Origin of the sequence: Legionella rubrilucens, from assembly GCF_001468125.1 — a bacterium.
Lineage (GTDB): Bacteria > Pseudomonadota > Gammaproteobacteria > Legionellales > Legionellaceae > Legionella_C > Legionella_C rubrilucens.
The window spans coordinates 396,453-414,714 of sequence record NZ_LNYT01000007.1 but is presented as its reverse complement, the minus strand read 5'-3'; the positions used below and the strand labels follow the sequence as shown (position 1 = coordinate 414,714).

The window sequence follows — 18,262 nt, the reverse complement described above, 5'->3', positions numbered from 1 at the left end:
CGATTAACGCTCCGCAGAAGCGGCCAGCATCCAGTGCGCTTTTTCATGCGCAGCGATTCGATCCCCAAGCAACGTCGCCGTTCCCTCATCATTCTGCTCCTGGGCAAGGGTCAGCGCACGATTCAAGTCTTTCACCAGCGTGCTGTGATCCTGGGCTAACTCAACCACCATCTGGTTGGCATTCAGGCTTGAATCACCGTCCTTGATGCGTTTTAAACTTTCAAATTCTTTAAAGGTTGCCGGCGCCTTGTTGCCGGTTATTAATAATCGCTCCGCGACCTCATCCACAGCCTCCGCCAATTCAGTGTACTGCATTTCAAACAGGCCATGCAGGGATTTGAATTGCGGGCCGCGTACATGCCAGTGGTAATTTTGCGTTTTTAGATACAGGGCGTAGGTATCCGCTAAAATAATCGATAATTCTTTCGCTATACTCATGTTCACACCTCCTCATCGGTTATGCTTTTACCATAGTCGAAAAATAACGATTTTTAAAATCAATCGTTTATATGGAATTGATTGGTTTAAACTATGATTGCCTGAGTGTCACTTATCCTTTTCAAAATAGCACGAATACTTGGTAGAATCGATGAGTTTTTATTGACAGAGAATACCATGGTAAAACCGCTTTTTACTGTTAAGACGCCAGATTCAGGCCGGTTAGACCCTTCTATCCTGGCCCAGGCCCTGTCGGCTCTGGAATCCGGTCAGGTTGTTTTTCTGCCCGACTTTTTTTACAGTTCCAAAGAAGGCCTTGAACAGGATTTGTTATCCGACACCATCCTTGACAGTAAGCATAAAAACGTCAGCTTTAATTTTAAAACCCAGACTTTGGGTGTTTACAATCAGCAGCATGCTAACCCGGACCTGTCGAACAGGCTGACCGCGTTTATGCGCGGCTATGCTCTGTTCGCAAGGGAGCTGATAGAAACCCTGTTTCCCTCCTACAGTTCGCATCTGCTGTGGGGCAGGACGAGTTACCGGCCTGCGGAAATTGAAGGCCGGGTTTACAGTAAACGCAAAGATGATACACGCTTGCACGTGGATTCCTTTTCTGCTTCACCCGTTTACGGGCAGCGTATTTTGCGGGTCTTCTGCAACATCAATCCATCGGGTCTGCCGCGTGTCTGGCACCTGGGTGAACCCTTCCCTGCGGTCATGGCGCGTTTTTCCCAACGCATACCCAATTACAACTACCTGAAAGCGCTGATCCTGAAAGGGGTAAAAACCACCAAAACCCTGCGTTCTGCTTATGATCATTACCAATTGCAATTGCATGATCGCATGAAACGCGATGATCAATACCAGCAAAGTGTAGAAAAAATACGCTTTGATTTTCCAGCCTTAAGCACCTGGGTTGTGTTTACCGATCAGGTGTCTCATGCCGCATTAAGCGGGCAATACCTGCTGGAGCAGACCTTTTATTTACCCGTAGCGGCCATGGCCAAGCCGGAATTGTCACCGCTCAAACAGTGGGAGGCGGAGAAAAAGAGGCCATTGGTGTAAATAAAAAACCCGCCATTCGGCGGGTTTTTTACGGGAACAGGAGCCGATTACATCATGCCCATGCCGCCCATTCCGCCCATGCCGCCCATGTCGCCGGCACCAGCGCTTTCTTCTTTCTTAGGCAGTTCAGCCACCATGCACTCAGTAGTGAGCATCAGGCTGGCAACAGACGCTGCATTTTGCAGTGCTGTACGGGTTACTTTGGTTGGATCAAGAATACCCATCTCAACCATGTCACCGTATTGACCAGTGGCTGCGTTGAAACCAAAGTTGCCTTTGTTTTCTGCTACTTTGTTGACGATAACAGAAGACTCATAACCGGCGTTGGCAACAATTTGTCGCAGAGGTGATTCGATAGCGCGACGCAGGATGTTGATACCCATTTCCTGATCCGCATTATCGCCTTTGAGAGTATCCAGGGCTTTTTGAGCACGGATTAAGGCAACACCACCACCGGCAACAATGCCTTCTTCAACAGCCGCACGGGTTGCATGCAGCGCATCTTCAACGCGAGCTTTCTTCTCTTTCATCTCAACTTCAGTGGCAGCACCGACTTTGATCACAGCAACCCCGCCGGCCAGTTTGGCTACGCGCTCCTGCAGTTTTTCACGATCGTAGTCAGAAGTTGTTTCTTCCATTTGCGCACGGATTTGAGTAATGCGATCGTTGATGTCTTTTTCTTTGCCTTCGCCATCAATGATTGTAGTGGTTTCTTTCGTGACCACAATGCGTTTCGCAGTACCCAGATCGTCTAAAGAAGCGCCTTCAAGGTTCTTGCCCACTTCTTCAGAAATGACCTGACCATTGGTCAGAATAGCAATATCCTGAAGCATGGCTTTACGTCGGTCGCCAAAACCAGGGGCTTTAACCGCACAGACTTTCACAATGCCGCGCATGTTGTTGACAACCAGAGTAGCCAGGGCTTCGCCTTCAACGTCTTCTGCAATGATCAGCAAAGGACGGCCGGATTTGGCAACGCCTTCCAGAACAGACAGCATGTCGCGAATGCTGGAAATTTTCTTGTCAACCAACAGGATGAATGGGTGCTCAAGCTCAGCACTCATGTTTTGCTGGTTGTTGATGAAGTAAGGCGAAATGTAACCGCGGTCAAATTGCATCCCTTCAACCACAGACAGTTCGTTCTCCAGGCTGTTACCGTCTTCGACAGTGATAACGCCTTCTTTACCCACTTTTTCCATGGCTTCCGCAATGATGGAACCGATTGCTTCATCAGAGTTGGCAGAAATAGTACCAACCTGGGCAATGGCTTTGCCGTCTTTGCAGGGCTTGGACATGGATTGCAGTTCTTTCGTGATCGCAATGACCGCTTTGTCGATACCGCGCTTTAAATCCATGGGGTTCATGCCGGCAGCAACGGCTTTGTGGCCTTCAACCAGAATAGCACGAGCCAGTACAGTCGCTGTCGTTGTACCATCCCCTGCAGTATCAGAGGTTTTAGAAGCGACTTCTTTAACCATCTGGGCGCCCATGTTTCTGAAACGGGATTCCAGTTCGATTTCTTTGGCAACGGAAACACCGTCTTTCGTGACAGTGGGGGCGCCAAATGATTTTTCGAGGACCACATTACGGCCGCGAGGACCCATCGTGACCTGTACGGCGTCTGCCAGAGCATTGACACCAGCGAGCATTTCCTGGCGAGCGCTGTCGCCAAAACGTAATTCTTTAGCCATTCTTACTATCTCCTTCGATTCGTTAGATTACTTCTCAATCACACCCATGATGTCGTCTTCACGCATCACAACCAATTCCTGACCTGCTACTTTTACTTCAGTACCAGAATATTTACCAAACAAAACCGTATCACCGACTTTAACAGCCAGGGCACGAACATCACCGTTGTCTAACACTTTTCCAGCACCGACGGCAATGACTTCACCGCGCATGGGTTTTTCAGTGGCGCTGTCTGGAATTAAAATCCCGCCGGCTGAGGTTTTTTCTTCTTCCATACGACGGACAACAACGCGATCGTGTAACGGACGAATTTTCATACTTGTTTTCTCCTGGTTATTTATTCATCACTATCAATAGTCAGAATTCTCTGATTCGGGCATTCAATGCCTGACAATGAATACCGATGTCAGGCATATGGGGACGGTTAATTAAGTTTCAAGGGGTTTTTAAAAAAAAAATTTTGGTTTTCTCATGCGTGGTTCTACAATGCAACTATAGAGAGTAATTAACAGGTATTGCATGAAAAAGTGGGCTTTGTTTCTGGCTCTGGCCTTGGCCTTTTTAAGCGGCCACGCCACCCCTCCCCCAGCCGCCGAGGTGTTTAAGGTGTCAGTTAAAACCGTCGACCCCAATACATTTGCCATCACCTGGCAGATAGAACCCGGTTATTTTCTCTATGCCGATCGCATCAAACTCGATGAAAGCCCGGACAGCAATGTTCATATTGGCACCCTGCGTTTTCCGCAGGCCTTGAGCAAAACCGACAAACAAGGACGCACCTACCGCGTTTACCGCGACAAAATCACACTGCCCATTGCTATTCTCGGCAAGGAAGCCGGTGAATCGCTGCTGACCCTCCATTACCAGGGCTGTGCCGATGACGGGTTCTGTTATCCACCGGAAACACAGGCCATCAAATTAACCATTGATCAACACCTGGCGCTCGTGAGCACCAACCTTGAATCGGACATTACAACGGAAGAGCCGGCGCCCCTGAAGTCGGATGAGACGCAGGGATTGTTTGACAATGCCCATTGGACCATGATCATTTTAAGCTTTTTCAGCTTTGGCTTATTGCTTTCGTTTACCCCCTGCGTATTACCCATGGTGCCGGTTCTTTCAGGGATCATTGTCGGTCACAGCGGCGCCATGACCACCCGTAAAGCATTTCTGTTGTCCTTAAGTTATGTCTTAAGCATGGCTGTAACCTACGCCGCCGTGGGCGCCGTGGTGGCTGTTTTGGGCAGCAATCTGCAGATTGCCATGCAGGCACCGCCCATTATTGTCCTGTTCAGCCTGGTGTTTGTGCTTTTAGCCCTGTCCATGTTTGGATTTTTTGAATTAAAACTGCCAGTCAGCTGGCAAGCCGCTCTGGCTAAGGTCAGCCGCAATCAGAGCAGCGGCCATTACCTGGGAGCGGCCATCATGGGCTGCCTGTCCACCCTGATCTTGTCACCCTGCGTCACCGCCCCTTTGATTGGCGCACTGGGTTATATCGCCCATACCGGCAATGTCACCTTAGGCAGTCTGGCTTTGTTTTCCTTAGGCCTTGGCATGGGAACCCCGTTACTGGTTATCGGCACATCAGCCGGTAAGTGGCTCCCCAAAGCCGGCAACTGGATGAATGCTGTCAAATCCTTTTTTGGCGTGATGCTGCTCGCTGTCGCGATTTATTTACTAAGCCGCATTATCCCCGGTGCTGTCAGTATGAGCCTTTGGGCGGCTCTGCTGGTATTCTGCGGCGTCTTCATCGGCGCCTTTCTTCCGGCAGAAACCAAAACCGCGCAATTCCATAAAGCCCTGGGAATCCTTCTTTTGGTTTACGGCCTGCTGATTTTAATCGGCGCCAGCATGGGTGAAACCAACCCCCTGCAGCCCCTGGCACGCTTTCAAATGACGACAGCCAGCCATGCCGCCGCACCAGTAACCCTGGTTAAAAACATCAATGACGTCGAGCTGGCTGTGAACAAAGCCCGGGGCAAACCGGTCATGATCGATTTCTATGCGGATTGGTGTGCTTCCTGCAAAATCATGGAAAACACCACGTTCAAAGATCCTGAGGTCACCCGTAAGCTCAAACAGTTCATCATTTTAAAAGCCGATGTGACTGCCAACAACCAGGCGGATCAATTGCTAATGAAAAAATTTGGCGTGGTTGCGCCGCCTACCTTTGTCTTTTTCAATCCTCATGGGAGAGAATTAACGAACCTGCAATTGGTCGGCGAACAATCGCCGCAACGTTTTTTACAGCAACTGCAACAGATCACGACGGGCACCCATTAACATTTAGAATTAGACAAATTACCCTCTACAAGCGTATAATTAGCCCACTTTTTTTACAGTTAGCTAACTGTCTATCAGGTTGCCTTGGGAAAAGGCAACCGCCGCGACAGTATTGAGGAATAAGCATGAATCATCGCGTGGGTTTTGTCAGTCTGGGTTGTCCAAAAGCCTTAGTGGACTCTGAGCGTATCATCACCCAACTGCGGGCCCAGGGCTATGATCTGGTTTCCACTTACGAGGATGCCGGCGTTGTGGTCGTCAATACCTGCGGTTTTATCGATGCCGCCGTGACGGAATCGCTGGATACCATTAAGGAAGCCATGGCTGAAAATGGCCGGGTGATTGTAACGGGCTGTCTTGGCGCCAAAGCGGATTTAATTCGTGAAGCCTGCCCGGATGTGCTTCACATCAGCGGCGCCCATGCTTATGAAGACGTCGTGCGTGCCGTTCACCGCCACTTGCCGCCACCCGCGGATCCCTTTACCCAATTGGTGCCTCCGCAAGGCATTAAACTCACCCCGCGTCATTACGCGTATTTAAAAATTTCAGAAGGCTGCAATCAGAAATGCACCTTCTGCATCATCCCGACCATGCGCGGCAAATTGCAAAGCTACCCCATGGCTCAGGTTTTATCCGAAGCCAAACGCCTCAAAGACGCCGGCGTTCAGGAGTTGCTGGTGATTTCTCAGGATACCAGCGCTTATGGCGTGGATACCCGTTACCAGGAAATCGATTGGCAAGGCCAAACGGTGCAGACCCGTTTTTATGATCTGTGCCAGCAATTGGGTGAGCTGGGGTTGTGGGTACGTCTGCATTATGTTTACCCCTACCCCCATGTCGATGACATTATTCCCCTGATGCGTGACGGGCTGATTCTCCCTTACCTCGATATTCCCTTGCAGCATGCCAGCACCCGGGTGTTAAAAGCCATGAAACGCCCGGCCAGCAGTGAAAACACCCTGGCTCGCATTAAAAAATGGCGGGAAATTTGTCCGGACATTACGTTGCGTTCCACGTTCATTGTCGGCTTCCCGGGTGAAACAGAGGACGAATTCGAGGAACTGCTTGCTTTTCTTAACGAGGCACGGCTGGATCGCGTAGGCTGTTTCCAGTACTCTCCCGTTGAAGGTGCAGAGGCCAATCAGTTGCCTAACCCGATACCCGATGAGATTAAGGAAGAGCGCTATCACCGTTTCATGCAGGTTCAGGCGGAAATCAGCCGTGAAAAGCTGGCCGCTAAAATCGGCACTCGCCAGACCGTCCTTATCGACAACATTGAGGACGATCAAATCATTGCGCGCAGCAAAAGTGATGCGCCTGAAATTGACGGTCTTGTTTACCTGCCCTTTGATGAATCCATGAAAGCCGGAAGCCTTGCCGATGTCACCATTGTTGACAGTGATGATTATGATTTGTATGCGGAGTTTAATTAATCCGGGTACTGCAACTGTCCTGCAACCCGTGGAGCCTCTCGCTCCCCTGGTCGTTGTTGTCGAGCGAACCCATCGTTACTGAGGCATAATCGGTTTCGGCTTTCAGCCCTTCTTCCTTTTTCACTGATTGAGCGAACAAGGTTCCAGGGACGCTGCCGGGTTTTACCACCACGGCCGGTATGCTCGGACTGGGCGCTAAAAATTCGCTTTCAAAGGCGAGTTTATCGATGCCTTCAAGAAAAGGACCGGGACCTAACGTTCTCATAATGGTTTTGATTGAATTGTCATTCATTAAATGCAGTTGCGTGGGTTCACCCTGCTGTAAATTCGTCTGAATAGACAACACGGGCCGCAACAGGTTAACGCAGCGAGCCACGTCTTTTTGGGTTTTTAAATCGTGGATACAATGAATAATATTGGAAGGGTAAGCCACAATATCCATACCCTTATAAACATCCCGGATCCGCTGAAACGTGACTTCATGCCCCCAACTTTGTTTAATAATGACCGCTTCAATGACGATTTGCTTAAAACGCACAAGCCCGTATTGCTCAATCAGGCCAAGCAAAAAATCACATAAATTCTCTGAATTGCCATCCATGGAAAACTCATTGGGTCGATTCCTCTGTAACAGGTCCCAAAACCCTTTTACCGCCAGTTCAGGGTTGGTTTCTGCGCTGGCCATAAAATAGGATTTAATTAAATCCCAGCTTTTAGCGACTTGAGGACTTAAGTCAACAATAACGACTTGTGGAGGCGTACTCAGCTGTTCTCCCAAATGGCAGGCAATGGCAACCGCCCCAAAAATGGACGTGCCAACCAATACAAACGGTTTAGTCGCCTGATAAGCGGTTAAATCGGATTTTTTTATTGGATCATTGCCCATAAAGAACGAGAAACAATCCATCAATTCGTCTAGCGGCAACTGCTTCACTGTTGACAAAAGCTGCTCACGGCGTCTGGCTTTATCGAGACTTAATAAATAAGAAATGTGAGATGCGCTCATAATATTCGCTCTTTATACCAACACAAGAGCCATATTATAATCTATTTGTTTAATACCAAACCATCTGTCGCCCTGCAAATGAGTCATGCGTGCCGGTGTTCGAATTTGATTTCTACAAAATCAGGGACTTAATCCCGGCTCAAGGGATAAATTGCAGCGCTGATATCTCGGACCTGGCGCTGATGGTCTGACAAGCCCTTGCTGTCAGCGTGCAGTCCCAGCAATTGATGGTGCAGCCGTTTGTGGTAGGTTTTGTAAGCCTCTTTCAGCCGGTTAAATCGACTGGGGCTTATTTTTTTAGCAATGGCCAGTTGCTGGAGAAGCTGCAGGGTGTTCGTGTAGCGTGCCAGGGAACTTTCTGCGCTGCATAACACTAAAAACTGCACCAGAAACTCCAAATCAATAAGCCCGCCCCTGGCATGTTTAATGTCCCTGCCTTCCTCTTTCGCCAGATTGCGGCTCATCTTTTCGCGCATGGTCTGAACTTCCTCGGCTGTTTTCTGCCACTTACGCGGTAATAACAGGATGTCTTTCTTCAATTGATTAAACAGGTGTCGACTTTTTCTGTTGCCATAGAGAAGACGGCTTCGAACCAGCGCCTGATGTTCCCAGGTCCAGGCCTGTTTGCGTTGATACTCCAGAAAGGCGGTCAAAGGACTGACCAGCAAACCAGCCGAACCCGAGGGTCTAAGACGGGTATCCACGGCATAAAGAATACCGAACTGTGAACGCGTCGTTAACATGTGAATGATTTTTTGCGACAGACGGTTCACCAGTCCTTCCTGTTCAAAGGGAACATCATGAACAAAAACCAAATCCAGATCGGAATTGTAATTCATCTCCATACTGCCCAGTTTACCGTAGGCAATCACATCAAATCGATTGGTAATACCGGCCATTTCAGGGTAACGAAGACTCAACTCGCGACAAGCGTGATTAATCACCTGAATCACAATCACTTCCGCCACATCCGCTAAAAAGCGGCCAGCCTTAACTGCATCCATGCGGCCATCCATTTCCGCACGGGCTGCCAACAGCCATTGTGTTAATTTAAACTGCCGTAACACATCTTCCTGAAGGTCCATTTCACTGACATGGCTTAATTGATTTTGAAGTTGCTGAGCCAATTGATTGCGGCTGGGAGCACGCCAATTGCGCTCCTTATCCAGCAGCACTTCCATTAAGAAAGGATAATTCACTAGCAGGGAGGTAATAAACGGGCTTTCTGCAAACCAGTGCAGCAATTCCTTCAACGCCTGCGGATTTTCAGCAAGCAGTGCAAGGTAAGCGCTGCGGCCTACAATGTTTTCGAGAAGGTGCATGACCTGCAATAGAACCGACTCGGCATCAGGAACCTGGGTCAATTCCTGCAGAAGCAGCACCATAAAACGGTCAAGCCGCATGCGCGCTGCCTGATTGAGACGCCGGCATCGCGGCGCATGGCGAAAGGCATGAATCATCTGGTAACAGCGTTCTGCATTCCGATAACCTAAACTGGATAACAGATTCACCGCCATCGCACGTTCCACATGCCCCTGCCAAAGGCTGGTCAACTGATGGCTTAACAGGCGTTCCCGATCTTCATAGGCATCGGCCTTGCCCATGGCGGTATGAAAAGTGGTACTGACAATCCGTTGAAATTGATGCAGACGATTCAGCAGTTCATTGAAGCTTTCATACTCCATGGCCAGGGCGATTTGATCCTGTTTAACCGGATGCGTCGGCAAGGCATGGGTTTGTTGATCATTCTCGCTTTGCAAGCAATTTTCCAGTCTGCGCAAAAAAAGATAGGCCTCTCGTAAAATACCGGTTCGCGGCAACAATTTGCAGCGCCGCAACGCGTCCAGAGCATTCAGCGCATTGGGTTGACGCAGAGGCGGCAGGCGTCCGCCGCGAATTAACTGGATATTCTGAATCACAAATTCAATCTCGCGTATTCCCCCAAGGCCTCGTTTAATGTCATTCAGTCTGGGGTTCAGTTGAATTTCCCTCTCAATCAAAGCCTTCATGCTGCGCAAGGATTCAATCACGGAAAAATCGACATAGCGGCGATAAACAAAGGGTACAATCAGCCGTTCAAACCAGGCTGGTGGTGCATCTTCAGGCGCACAGATAACGCGCGCTTTAGCCATGGCATAACGCTCCCAATCCCGTCCCTGCTCCTGATAATAGGTTTCAAGCGCCGTCAAGGAACTGACCAATGCCCCGCTTTCACCGTTAGGTCGCAGGCGTAAATCCACACGAAACACGAATCCCTCAGGCGTTGGCTCCTGAAACAACTGCATGAACATCTGCACGATTTTGGTGAAGTACTGCTGATTAGTGATTGATTGCGGGCCCTGGGTCTGCCCGGCCGCTGAGTAAGCAAAAATCAAATCGATGTCGGAAGAATAATTGAGCTCCTGCCCGCCTAACTTGCCCATGGCAATCGTATAAAGACAGACAGGATTGCCTTCCGCATCACAGGGTATGCCAAACCGTTCCACCAGTTCCTGATGACAAAACCGCAAGGTGGTTAAAATGAGAGCATCTGCGCAATGAGACCAACTGGTCATAGTGTTTGTGGTGGTCGCAAGACCTGCGTACTCGCGAAGCAGGAGACGCAGAAAATGCCGGTGGCGGAACTGGCGAAGCTGACGTGAAAAGGAAGCCAGCGTCGCCTGCGTCAGCAATTCATTGGCCAGCCGATGATAGTCCTCGCAGGAAAGCCCATTCACGCCCTCGTCCGTTTTTAATAACTCAGTCAACGTATCCAGTTGATGACAGGCGTAATCGCTAACGACAAGCAATTTGCATACAGCGGCACGCAGAGGGTGATTGAGCGAGGCAAAATGCCGTTCAAATAAAGCCGTTCTGTGGTGCAGCGATTGGGGAATGGCGCATGAAAGCGCACGGTCTGTCTCCACGCTTAATCAGTCTTTTTCATGGGGTCTGGCATGGCGTTCATGTCCATGTAGAAGGGTTCCCACACATGGCCATCAATGTCCTGAAAGGCACAACCGTACATCCACCCCAGGTCCTGTCTGGGACGGTACTCTTTACCGTCAGCCGCGATCGCCTGTTTCATCATGTTGTCCACTGCTTCACGGCTCTCCAGGGACACCGCCACCAGGACTTCCTTGCTCCGTGCTGCATCAGCTATCTCATGGTGGGGCGTAAATCCCTTGAAAAAAGGTTCCGTCAAAAGCATGGCAAAATTATGTTTGCCAATCACCATGCAGGTTGCATTTTCATCACTGAATTGAGGATTGAATTCAAATCCCAGTTGTTTGAAAAAATCAATGGTTTTGGATAAATCCTTAACCGGCAAATTCACAAACATCTCACGTTCCTGCACGCTTTCCATTGCCTCTGCCTCCCGCTTATTTTCTGCATTCAAAAAGGATTGACGCATCCTTTTGACCCGGTTTTTCATTGCGATCGTAGGCTTTCATTATTTTAATTTTTTTAAAGCCAACCTGCCTTAAAATCTCAATCAAAATGGAAGGATTATCATATAGCCTGAGTTTAAATTCTTCGATTTCAGTATGGGTAATGGAATTCATTTCCACCAATTCATAACGTCCAACGGCATGGCAGATGGAATTGTTCAGATTGACAAGATGACTGGCAATGATTGAGTTGCCATCGGGTCGTTCCCAAATGGAGCCGCGCCAGATGCCTAACGGCGGCAGGGAAAAGGAAGTTTCAACCTCAAACAGTAAAATGCCCTTGTCTTCGAGATGCTCATAGAGTGTTTTTAATGACAGTTCAATTTTATCAATGGGCGTGATCAATCCAAAGGAACCCGCGGGAATAAAAATGAGGTTGTATTGAGTCGGACGCGACAAGGTCTCGACAAAATCCATCCACACAAACGGTTCGAGATTTTTAATCTGTGCCTTGGTATTTAACGCGGTCACCATGTGTTCGCTGGCATCAAAACCATGGACATTGAATCCTTCTTCTATGAGAGGCAGTAAAAAACGTCCCGAACCACACATCGGCTCGAGAATAAGCCCTTTCGCTTCTTTCACATAGGAACGGTAAAATTGATAGGCCTTCTCTGGGGGAGAAGGTCGGCTTAAATCATAAAATTGCGTGCAAAGATTCAGGTAAGCTTCACGGTTTGGTTTTAGCATAAATTCCTTGGTATCAGTTGCAGTTCGCTTTGCATGTCAGCGAAAAATAATTATTGTAAAGCAAACAACAATTTACAAAATCTCCCCGGCAAAAATCAAGCCGTAGGGCAGGAAATTTATTCCACCATCCGGCAAGGTGAATGCCGGTAATGCGATGCGATCAGGCGAGCACCTGACGATTTTTTACTCCGTGCAAGCAGAGCCAGATGTTGCTGCAGCCATTTCCGCGCTGTCTTGCTGCGGCGTTTTTTTACATGCGTTTCACATGGTACAGCCCCCAAGATAACGCTATACTGACTACAGGATAAGTCAAAGGAGTTTGAAACAGATGATAGCCCGACTACTACTTGCTTTATTGCTGCTGCTGGCATTGCCTGTGCACTCGGCAGGTCCCCCTTTGGTTGTCGCGGTGGATAATTTTTCTCCGCCCTTTGTCCTTCGCGGAGCCAATTCGCAATTGTACGGTTTTGATATTGCCATGATGGAAAATATTTGTCAGCGGATCAATCGAACCTGCCAATACAAACCCATGCCCTTTAACCGCTTGTTGGATGCCGTGGAAAGCGGGCAGGCCGAAGCCGCCGTGGGTTCCATTATTATTACTTCCGAGCGTTTGACTAAAGTGAATTTTTCCATCCCCTACCTCATCAGTGAATCGCGCTTTCTTGGCCGCACCGAACTGGCGAAAGAACCCTTTCAAATTGCCTTATTCAAAAATCGTAAAATTGGCGTGGAAGGAGGAACGGTATTCCCGGATGTTCTGGCCAGTCTGATCAGCAATCCGCAAATCACCCTCTATGATAATCTCGACGATGTGATTGTCGCCCTTCATGATGGGGACATTGAATTGGCTTTAATGGACGCGCCCACCGCCCTCTACTGGCAAAGCCAATCCTCCGGCACGTTGACGGCCTTAGGTAAACCGTTTGCTTATGGCTTTGGTTTGGGCGTGGCTGTTAACCGCAACAATTCGGTGTTGTTAAATGAAATTAACCGGGCAATAACGGACTATGCCGAGAGCGCGGCTTTCAAAAGTGATTATCAGAAATACATGGCCTTTTTTTAACATGGTTTGAATGTTCGATCGAGGCAGGCAACCATTCCGCTAACAGGATGCCAGAATCAGCATCCTGTTGAAATTAATGCACAGTCTGACCTTGAGTCAAACAGCGCGTAATGACCTGACGGGTTACAAAATCCCCCTGCGTGTCGCCATAAAGGGACTTGAAGTGTTCAGCTAAGGTTAACACCCAGGCAGATAAGCGAAAATTCATTCGTTTCTCTTCCTGATTAACCACCAACTCAAACAATCCTAAGGAATCACTGTTTTGCTCACTGGCATACTGTTCCATGATTTGTTGCGCAATGTGCATGTCCCGGTCGCGTGTGGGCCAATCTTTATTCATATTTACCTCTTGAAACCATTGAACGCAGAAGCATTCGCCCCCTTTCTACACCCTACATGGGGGTTGGCGTGTAAATTACAAGGGCTTGTCCTTTAATTCCGGTCATGGATTACGCGCGAGCAAAGCCTGGGGTTCCTGCCACAGGGTAATGAACAGCACCATGATCATCGGCCCGATAAACAATCCCAGCAAGCCCAAGGTTTCAACCCCGCCAAGGATGCCAAAGAGAACAGCCAGAAAGGGAAGTTCTATCGCACCGCCGATGAGTACCGGTTTAACAAAATGGTCTGCAACAAACATGACAATGGTGCCCCAAACCAGCACAATGATTGCACTGACCATGCTGCCGCTGGCAATCAGGACCAGAGCAACCACGACAAAAACCACAGGGGCTACAAAAGGGATCATCGCCGCCAGTGCGGTAACAAATCCGATGAGCGTGGGCGCCGGGAAATCAACCAGTTCATAACAGATGCCCATTAAAACACCAACCCCCAAACCCACAACGATGGTTCCGTTGACTGTTCCCCTGAGCGCTGACGGCAGGCGGGCTGAAAAACGAAACCAGCGCTCCCCCAGACAGTATTCTCCGATATGGCTAATCTGTTTGTACAATTTGTCCCCGTCACGAAAAAAGAAAAACAGAGTCAGCAGAGTAAAACCCACCTGAAAACCACGATGCGCCAGATTGATACCGATCTGTTTGATGTAATAGCTCGCGGGAGTCAACGACAGGTGCATGTTGGACAACAGGTTTCGGACACTCCCCGGTTTACCGATGTTGTCATTCCAGTAAGCGGTCAATTCACTGCCAATGATGGGAATTTGCTTTAGCATGCCCGGTGCCGCTCCGCCTTCTTTGTTCAGCGTCTGGAGGTAATTGATGAACAATTGCGACTCCTTCACCAGCAGGCTGACTAACCAGCTTAAAGGCAGGATAAACAGCAAGGCCAACAGGGTGGTAAACAACAGGGCAGCCCAGGTATCCTGGGAAGCAAAGAAATGGCGCCATCGCTTGTAAAGCGGGTAGGTGGCAATGGCAATAATCGCTGCCCAGACAATCGACGGGATAAAGCGGTGAATAATAAAGAGCGCCAACAGCACAATACTGATGGTCAAACCAATACTGATTAATTCTTTATGATTATCATTCATGCTTTAAATACCCAAACGAAGGCCTGCATCACCAGCCAGGCTGGAATGGCCGCCAGCGCATCATCGAGCATGACGCCAAACCCGCCTTTAACCCGTTCATCAAAAAACCGGATAGGCCAGGGCTTGATAATATCAAACAGGCGAAATAATAAAAAACCGGCAATAATCCAGTAAGTTCCCACAGGAACCGCGATCATGGTGAGTAAAAATCCAACGACCTCATCCCAGACTATACCGCCAAAGTCCTCAACCCCCAGTTCGTTGGAGACGATGTCGCTGACCCAGACGCCAAGAATAAAAGCCAGGACGGTAAATACCAAATAAAACCCCAGCGACGATGCGGCGATAAGCAGGTAAACGGGGATGGCCGCCAACGTTCCCCAGGTTCCCGGCGCGACGGGCATAAGACCGCTGCCGAAACCAAAGGCGATAAAATAGGCAGGATCCTGCCAGACTTTATTGCCAAGTTCGATTCTATCCATGCGCTTTTCCTTAAAAGTGGCTATAGCCGCGGGGCTGTAATGCCCTGAATTGACCATCCTGTTGCGTGTAGAGCCCCTCACCTTCCTCAATCACGCCAATGGGAAAACAGGTAAGACCCGCCTGCTCAAGTGCCTGGCTGAAATCTGTTTCATTCTCCCTGGGAATGGTGAAACATAATTCATAATCGTCGCCGCCGCCGACAGCAAAATCAATGGCCTTGTCCTGTTGATACTTTACTACCAAAGGATGCACGGGTATAGCATCCAGGTTAAGTAAAGCACGGACACCGCTTTGGACACAGATGTGATTTAAATCCGCACTTAAACCATCGGAAATATCAATGGCCGATGACGCATAGGCTCGTAATAAGGGTGCCAGATCGACGCGGGGTCTGGGGTGCATCAGGAGGCGCATCATCGCCTGCTTATCCTGGCTATCGATGCCGTCATGATGTAAAAAAGCCACTGCCTGCGCGGCAGCGCCAAGCGGGCCGCTGACAAAAATCCGATCGCCAGGCTTAGCCCCCGAGCGTTTTACTGCCTTGCCTTTTTCGACTAACCCATGGATGGTTAAGGTCATGCTGAGCGGCCCGTGCGTGGTATCCCCGCCAATCAGCATGATGTTGTATTGTTTTAATGAGTCATGAAACCCCTGGGAAAAACGCGTCAACCACCGCTCGTCCAGCGACGGCATCGTTAAGGCGAGGCTCATCCAGCAGGGTTCCGCTCCCATGGCCGCCATGTCGCTGACGTTGACCATCACCGCCTTGCAGGCGATATCATAAGCATCCCATTCGCTTAAAAAATGGACCTCTGCAACCAGGGTATCGGTACTGACCAACAACTGGAAATGGTGAGGAATCTCCATGCAGGCCGCATCGTCGCCAATGCCGATTATCACCTCTGGCCGCTGAATGGCTGGCTGTTTAAAATAGACATCAATGAGGGAAAATTCATTCATTGCCAGCGTTAATTTCAATGGCTCTGGCTTGCCGTGCCAGATTATTCAACACACCGTTGACATAACGGTGGCCATCCTGGGAACCAAATTCCCTGGCTAAGGAAATGGCTTCGTCCAGCACAACCTTGTAAGGGATTTCGAGGCAATAAAGCAACTCAAAGGCGCCCAGACGCAAAACCGCCAGTTCAACCGGGTTTAATGTGGTAATTGGCCTGTCTAACAAAGGCTCAATTACGGATTCTATCGCGGTGATTTTTTCAGGAACGCCGTATAAAAGACGACAGAAATAATCGCCGTCCACTTTGTCCATGTTATTCGCCACACGGAATTGTGTTTCTATTTCCGAGAGTTCATGGCCTGACATGGACCATTGATACAACGCCTGCACAGCTAATTTACGGGCACGCCGTTTACCGCTTATTGATTGTTTTTCCACAGCTACCTCATGACGAGTGATCGTCTTTCATTTCATCAATGGTTTGTCTGAAATCACTGACATCTTTAAAACGTTTGTACACGGAAGCAAATCGGACATAAGCAACATGATCAAGACGATACAGTTGTTTCATGACCCATTCACCGACCTGACGGGAGTCGATTTCCCGCTCCCCGCTGCGGCGGATATCCTGCATAATGCTTTCGACCGCCTCGTCCAGCGCATCGACACTGACTGGTCTTTTTTCCAGTGCCCTGAGCATTCCTGAGCGCAGATTATTAATATTGAAGGGTTCACGCCGCCCATCGCGCTTGACAATCAGCGGCATGATTAATTCCGCCGTCTCAAAAGTTGTGAACCGTTCGTGACACTCGAGACACTGACGCCGTCTTCGCACCTGAGCGCCCTCGGCGATCAGGCGCGAATCGATCACTTTGGTTTCTTCTGCCTGGCAAAATGGACAATACATGATTAACGATACACCGGGAATTCATGGCATAAATGAATCACTTTGGATTTCACCAGCGAAATTAAGCTTTCATTTTGAATGTCGTCGAGAATATCACAAATCCATTCCGACAATACTTTGATTTCCCTTTCTTTAAATCCTCGGGTTGTCACCGCCGGTGTGCCCAAACGCAGGCCGCTGGTCACAAACGGCGAACGCGGATCATTGGGGACGGCGTTTTTGTTGACGGTGATGTTGGCATGACCCAATGCGGCATCGGCCTCTTTACCCGTGATGCCTTTGTCAATCAGATTAACAAGCAACAGGTGGTTTTCCGTACCGCCGGACACAATCGGATAACCTCGGCTGGTGAGCACTTCCGCCATGGTTCTGGCATTGACTAAAACCTGTTCCTGATACGCTTTGAATTCAGGCTGCAAGGCTTCGGCGAAGGCAACCGCCTTGGCCGCAATCACATGCATCAGGGGGCCGCCCTGCATACCGGGGAAAACAGACGAATTCAGTTTCTTTTCAATGTCTTCATTGGCGCGGGCCAAAATCATCCCTCCTCGGGGGCCGCGCAGGGTTTTGTGGGTTGTCGTAGTCACCACATCGGCAAAAGGAACAGGCGAGGGGTAAAGACCTGCCGCAATGAGTCCCGCCACGTGGGCAACGTCGGCCATCAGGTAAGCACCCACCTTATCGGCAATGGCTCTGAAACGCGCCCAATCAAGAATCCGTGAATAAGCCGAAAAACCGGCAATGATCATTTTGGGTTTATGGGTCAGCGCGAGCTGTTCCAGCGTATCATAATCAATTAAACCGGTATTGGCATCCAGACCGTAACCGATCGCTTCATAAAGCTTGCCGGAAAAATTGACTTTGGAACCGTGCGTCAGGTGACCGCCATGAGGTAGGGACATGCCTAAAATCACATCACCGGGGTTAAGCAACGCCATCATTACCGCCGCATTGGCTTGAGAACCGGAATGAGGCTGCACGTTAACGTAATCCGCGCCGAACAACTGCCTGGCTCGGGCAATGGCTAAACTTTCCGCCACATCCACCCATTCGCACCCACCATAATAGCGTTTGCCAGGATATCCTTCAGCGTATTTGTTAGTCAGCACAGAGCCTTGCGCTTCAAGGACACGCGGGCTGGCATAATTTTCCGAGGCAATCAGCTCTATGTGATCTTCCTGACGCTGTTTTTCCGCCTGGATGGCCTGCCACAGTTCTTCATCAAATCCTGCGATAGTAAACTGGTTATCAAACATTCGTTGTCCTCAATATTAATGATTAGACTATTATAGCCGGTGTTTTTTAAAGCACC

At 49.3% G+C, this 18,262-nt stretch carries 18 protein-coding genes; 4 read left to right on the top strand and 14 right to left on the bottom strand.

Features of this window, described 5'->3' with window-relative positions; all coding sequences use genetic code 11:
• Window positions 1–3: 3 nt before the first annotated feature.
• Window positions 4–438, bottom strand: a complete 435-nt coding sequence (locus Lrub_RS05530) for a Dps family protein (RefSeq protein ID WP_058531176.1) — start codon at window positions 436–438, stop codon at window positions 4–6.
• 177 nt (window positions 439–615) lie between these two features.
• On the opposite strand from Lrub_RS05530, the gene Lrub_RS05525 reads away from it, so the two are divergent.
• The gene (locus tag Lrub_RS05525) at window positions 616–1,506 is read left to right on the top strand and encodes a Kdo hydroxylase KdoO (RefSeq protein ID WP_082651450.1); all 891 of its coding nucleotides are present in this window, start codon (window positions 616–618) and stop codon (window positions 1,504–1,506) included.
• 47 nt (window positions 1,507–1,553) lie between these two features.
• Here Lrub_RS05525 and groL read toward each other — a convergent pair whose 3' ends face one another.
• Window positions 1,554–3,197, bottom strand: coding sequence for a chaperonin GroEL (gene groL, locus Lrub_RS05520; protein ID WP_058531175.1), 1,644 nt, complete (start codon window positions 3,195–3,197; stop codon window positions 1,554–1,556).
• A 27-nt stretch (window positions 3,198–3,224) separates the two neighbouring features.
• On the bottom strand, window positions 3,225–3,515 hold the full coding sequence (gene groES, locus Lrub_RS05515; RefSeq protein WP_058525296.1) for a co-chaperone GroES: 291 nt from the start codon (window positions 3,513–3,515) through the stop codon (window positions 3,225–3,227).
• Window positions 3,516–3,717: 202 nt separating this feature from the next.
• Between groES and dsbD the strand changes: the two genes are divergently transcribed.
• Window positions 3,718–5,481 (top strand): protein-disulfide reductase DsbD, encoded by a 1,764-nt coding sequence (gene dsbD / locus Lrub_RS05510; protein WP_058531174.1) that lies wholly within the window; start codon window positions 3,718–3,720, stop codon window positions 5,479–5,481.
• A gap of 125 nt (window positions 5,482–5,606) precedes the next feature.
• Window positions 5,607–6,914, top strand: coding sequence for a 30S ribosomal protein S12 methylthiotransferase RimO (rimO, locus tag Lrub_RS05505; RefSeq protein WP_058531173.1), 1,308 nt, complete (start codon window positions 5,607–5,609; stop codon window positions 6,912–6,914).
• On the opposite strand, the gene Lrub_RS05500 is transcribed toward rimO, so the two are convergent.
• From Lrub_RS05500 to Lrub_RS05485, 4 genes are all read right to left on the bottom strand, one after another.
• Window positions 6,907–7,920, bottom strand: coding sequence for a hypothetical protein (locus Lrub_RS05500; protein WP_058531172.1), 1,014 nt, complete (start codon window positions 7,918–7,920; stop codon window positions 6,907–6,909). The genes rimO and Lrub_RS05500 overlap by 8 nt on opposite strands.
• A 128-nt stretch (window positions 7,921–8,048) precedes the next feature.
• Complete coding sequence (glnE, locus tag Lrub_RS05495; protein ID WP_082651449.1) at window positions 8,049–10,826, bottom strand: bifunctional [glutamate--ammonia ligase]-adenylyl-L-tyrosine phosphorylase/[glutamate--ammonia-ligase] adenylyltransferase; 2,778 nt, start codon at window positions 10,824–10,826, stop codon at window positions 8,049–8,051.
• 2 nt (window positions 10,827–10,828) lie between these two features.
• Entirely contained in the window at window positions 10,829–11,266 is a 438-nt protein-coding gene (locus Lrub_RS05490) for a VOC family protein (protein WP_058531556.1), read from the bottom strand.
• 16 nt (window positions 11,267–11,282) lie between these two features.
• A complete protein-coding gene (locus Lrub_RS05485) occupies window positions 11,283–12,041 on the bottom strand; it encodes a class I SAM-dependent methyltransferase (RefSeq protein WP_058531171.1) in 759 nt (252 codons plus the stop codon).
• A 328-nt stretch (window positions 12,042–12,369) separates the two neighbouring features.
• Between Lrub_RS05485 and Lrub_RS05480 the strand changes: the two genes are divergently transcribed.
• The gene (locus Lrub_RS05480; protein ID WP_058531170.1) at window positions 12,370–13,107 is read left to right on the top strand and encodes a transporter substrate-binding domain-containing protein; all 738 of its coding nucleotides are present in this window, start codon (window positions 12,370–12,372) and stop codon (window positions 13,105–13,107) included.
• A 73-nt stretch (window positions 13,108–13,180) separates the two neighbouring features.
• On the opposite strand, the gene Lrub_RS05475 is transcribed toward Lrub_RS05480, so the two are convergent.
• From Lrub_RS05475 to glyA, 7 genes are all read right to left on the bottom strand, one after another.
• Complete coding sequence (locus Lrub_RS05475) at window positions 13,181–13,447, bottom strand: hypothetical protein (RefSeq protein ID WP_058531169.1); 267 nt, start codon at window positions 13,445–13,447, stop codon at window positions 13,181–13,183.
• Window positions 13,448–13,549: 102 nt separating this feature from the next.
• Window positions 13,550–14,602, bottom strand: coding sequence for an AI-2E family transporter (locus Lrub_RS05470; RefSeq protein ID WP_058531168.1), 1,053 nt, complete (start codon window positions 14,600–14,602; stop codon window positions 13,550–13,552).
• A complete protein-coding gene (locus Lrub_RS05465; RefSeq protein WP_058531167.1) occupies window positions 14,599–15,084 on the bottom strand; it encodes a phosphatidylglycerophosphatase A family protein in 486 nt (161 codons plus the stop codon). The genes Lrub_RS05470 and Lrub_RS05465 overlap by 4 nt, the downstream gene beginning before the upstream one ends.
• Before the next feature lie 10 nt (window positions 15,085–15,094).
• The gene (thiL, locus tag Lrub_RS05460) at window positions 15,095–16,045 is read right to left on the bottom strand and encodes a thiamine-phosphate kinase (protein WP_058531166.1); all 951 of its coding nucleotides are present in this window, start codon (window positions 16,043–16,045) and stop codon (window positions 15,095–15,097) included.
• Entirely contained in the window at window positions 16,038–16,481 is a 444-nt protein-coding gene (gene nusB / locus Lrub_RS05455) for a transcription antitermination factor NusB (protein WP_058531165.1), read from the bottom strand. Before nusB ends, thiL begins: the two co-directional genes overlap by 8 nt.
• Before the next feature lie 7 nt (window positions 16,482–16,488).
• Window positions 16,489–16,950, bottom strand: a complete 462-nt coding sequence (gene nrdR, locus Lrub_RS05450) for a transcriptional regulator NrdR (protein ID WP_058531164.1) — start codon at window positions 16,948–16,950, stop codon at window positions 16,489–16,491.
• Window positions 16,951–16,952: 2 nt separating this feature from the next.
• Window positions 16,953–18,206 (bottom strand): serine hydroxymethyltransferase, encoded by a 1,254-nt coding sequence (gene glyA / locus Lrub_RS05445; protein ID WP_058531163.1) that lies wholly within the window; start codon window positions 18,204–18,206, stop codon window positions 16,953–16,955.
• Between the last annotated feature and the right edge of the window lie 56 nt (window positions 18,207–18,262).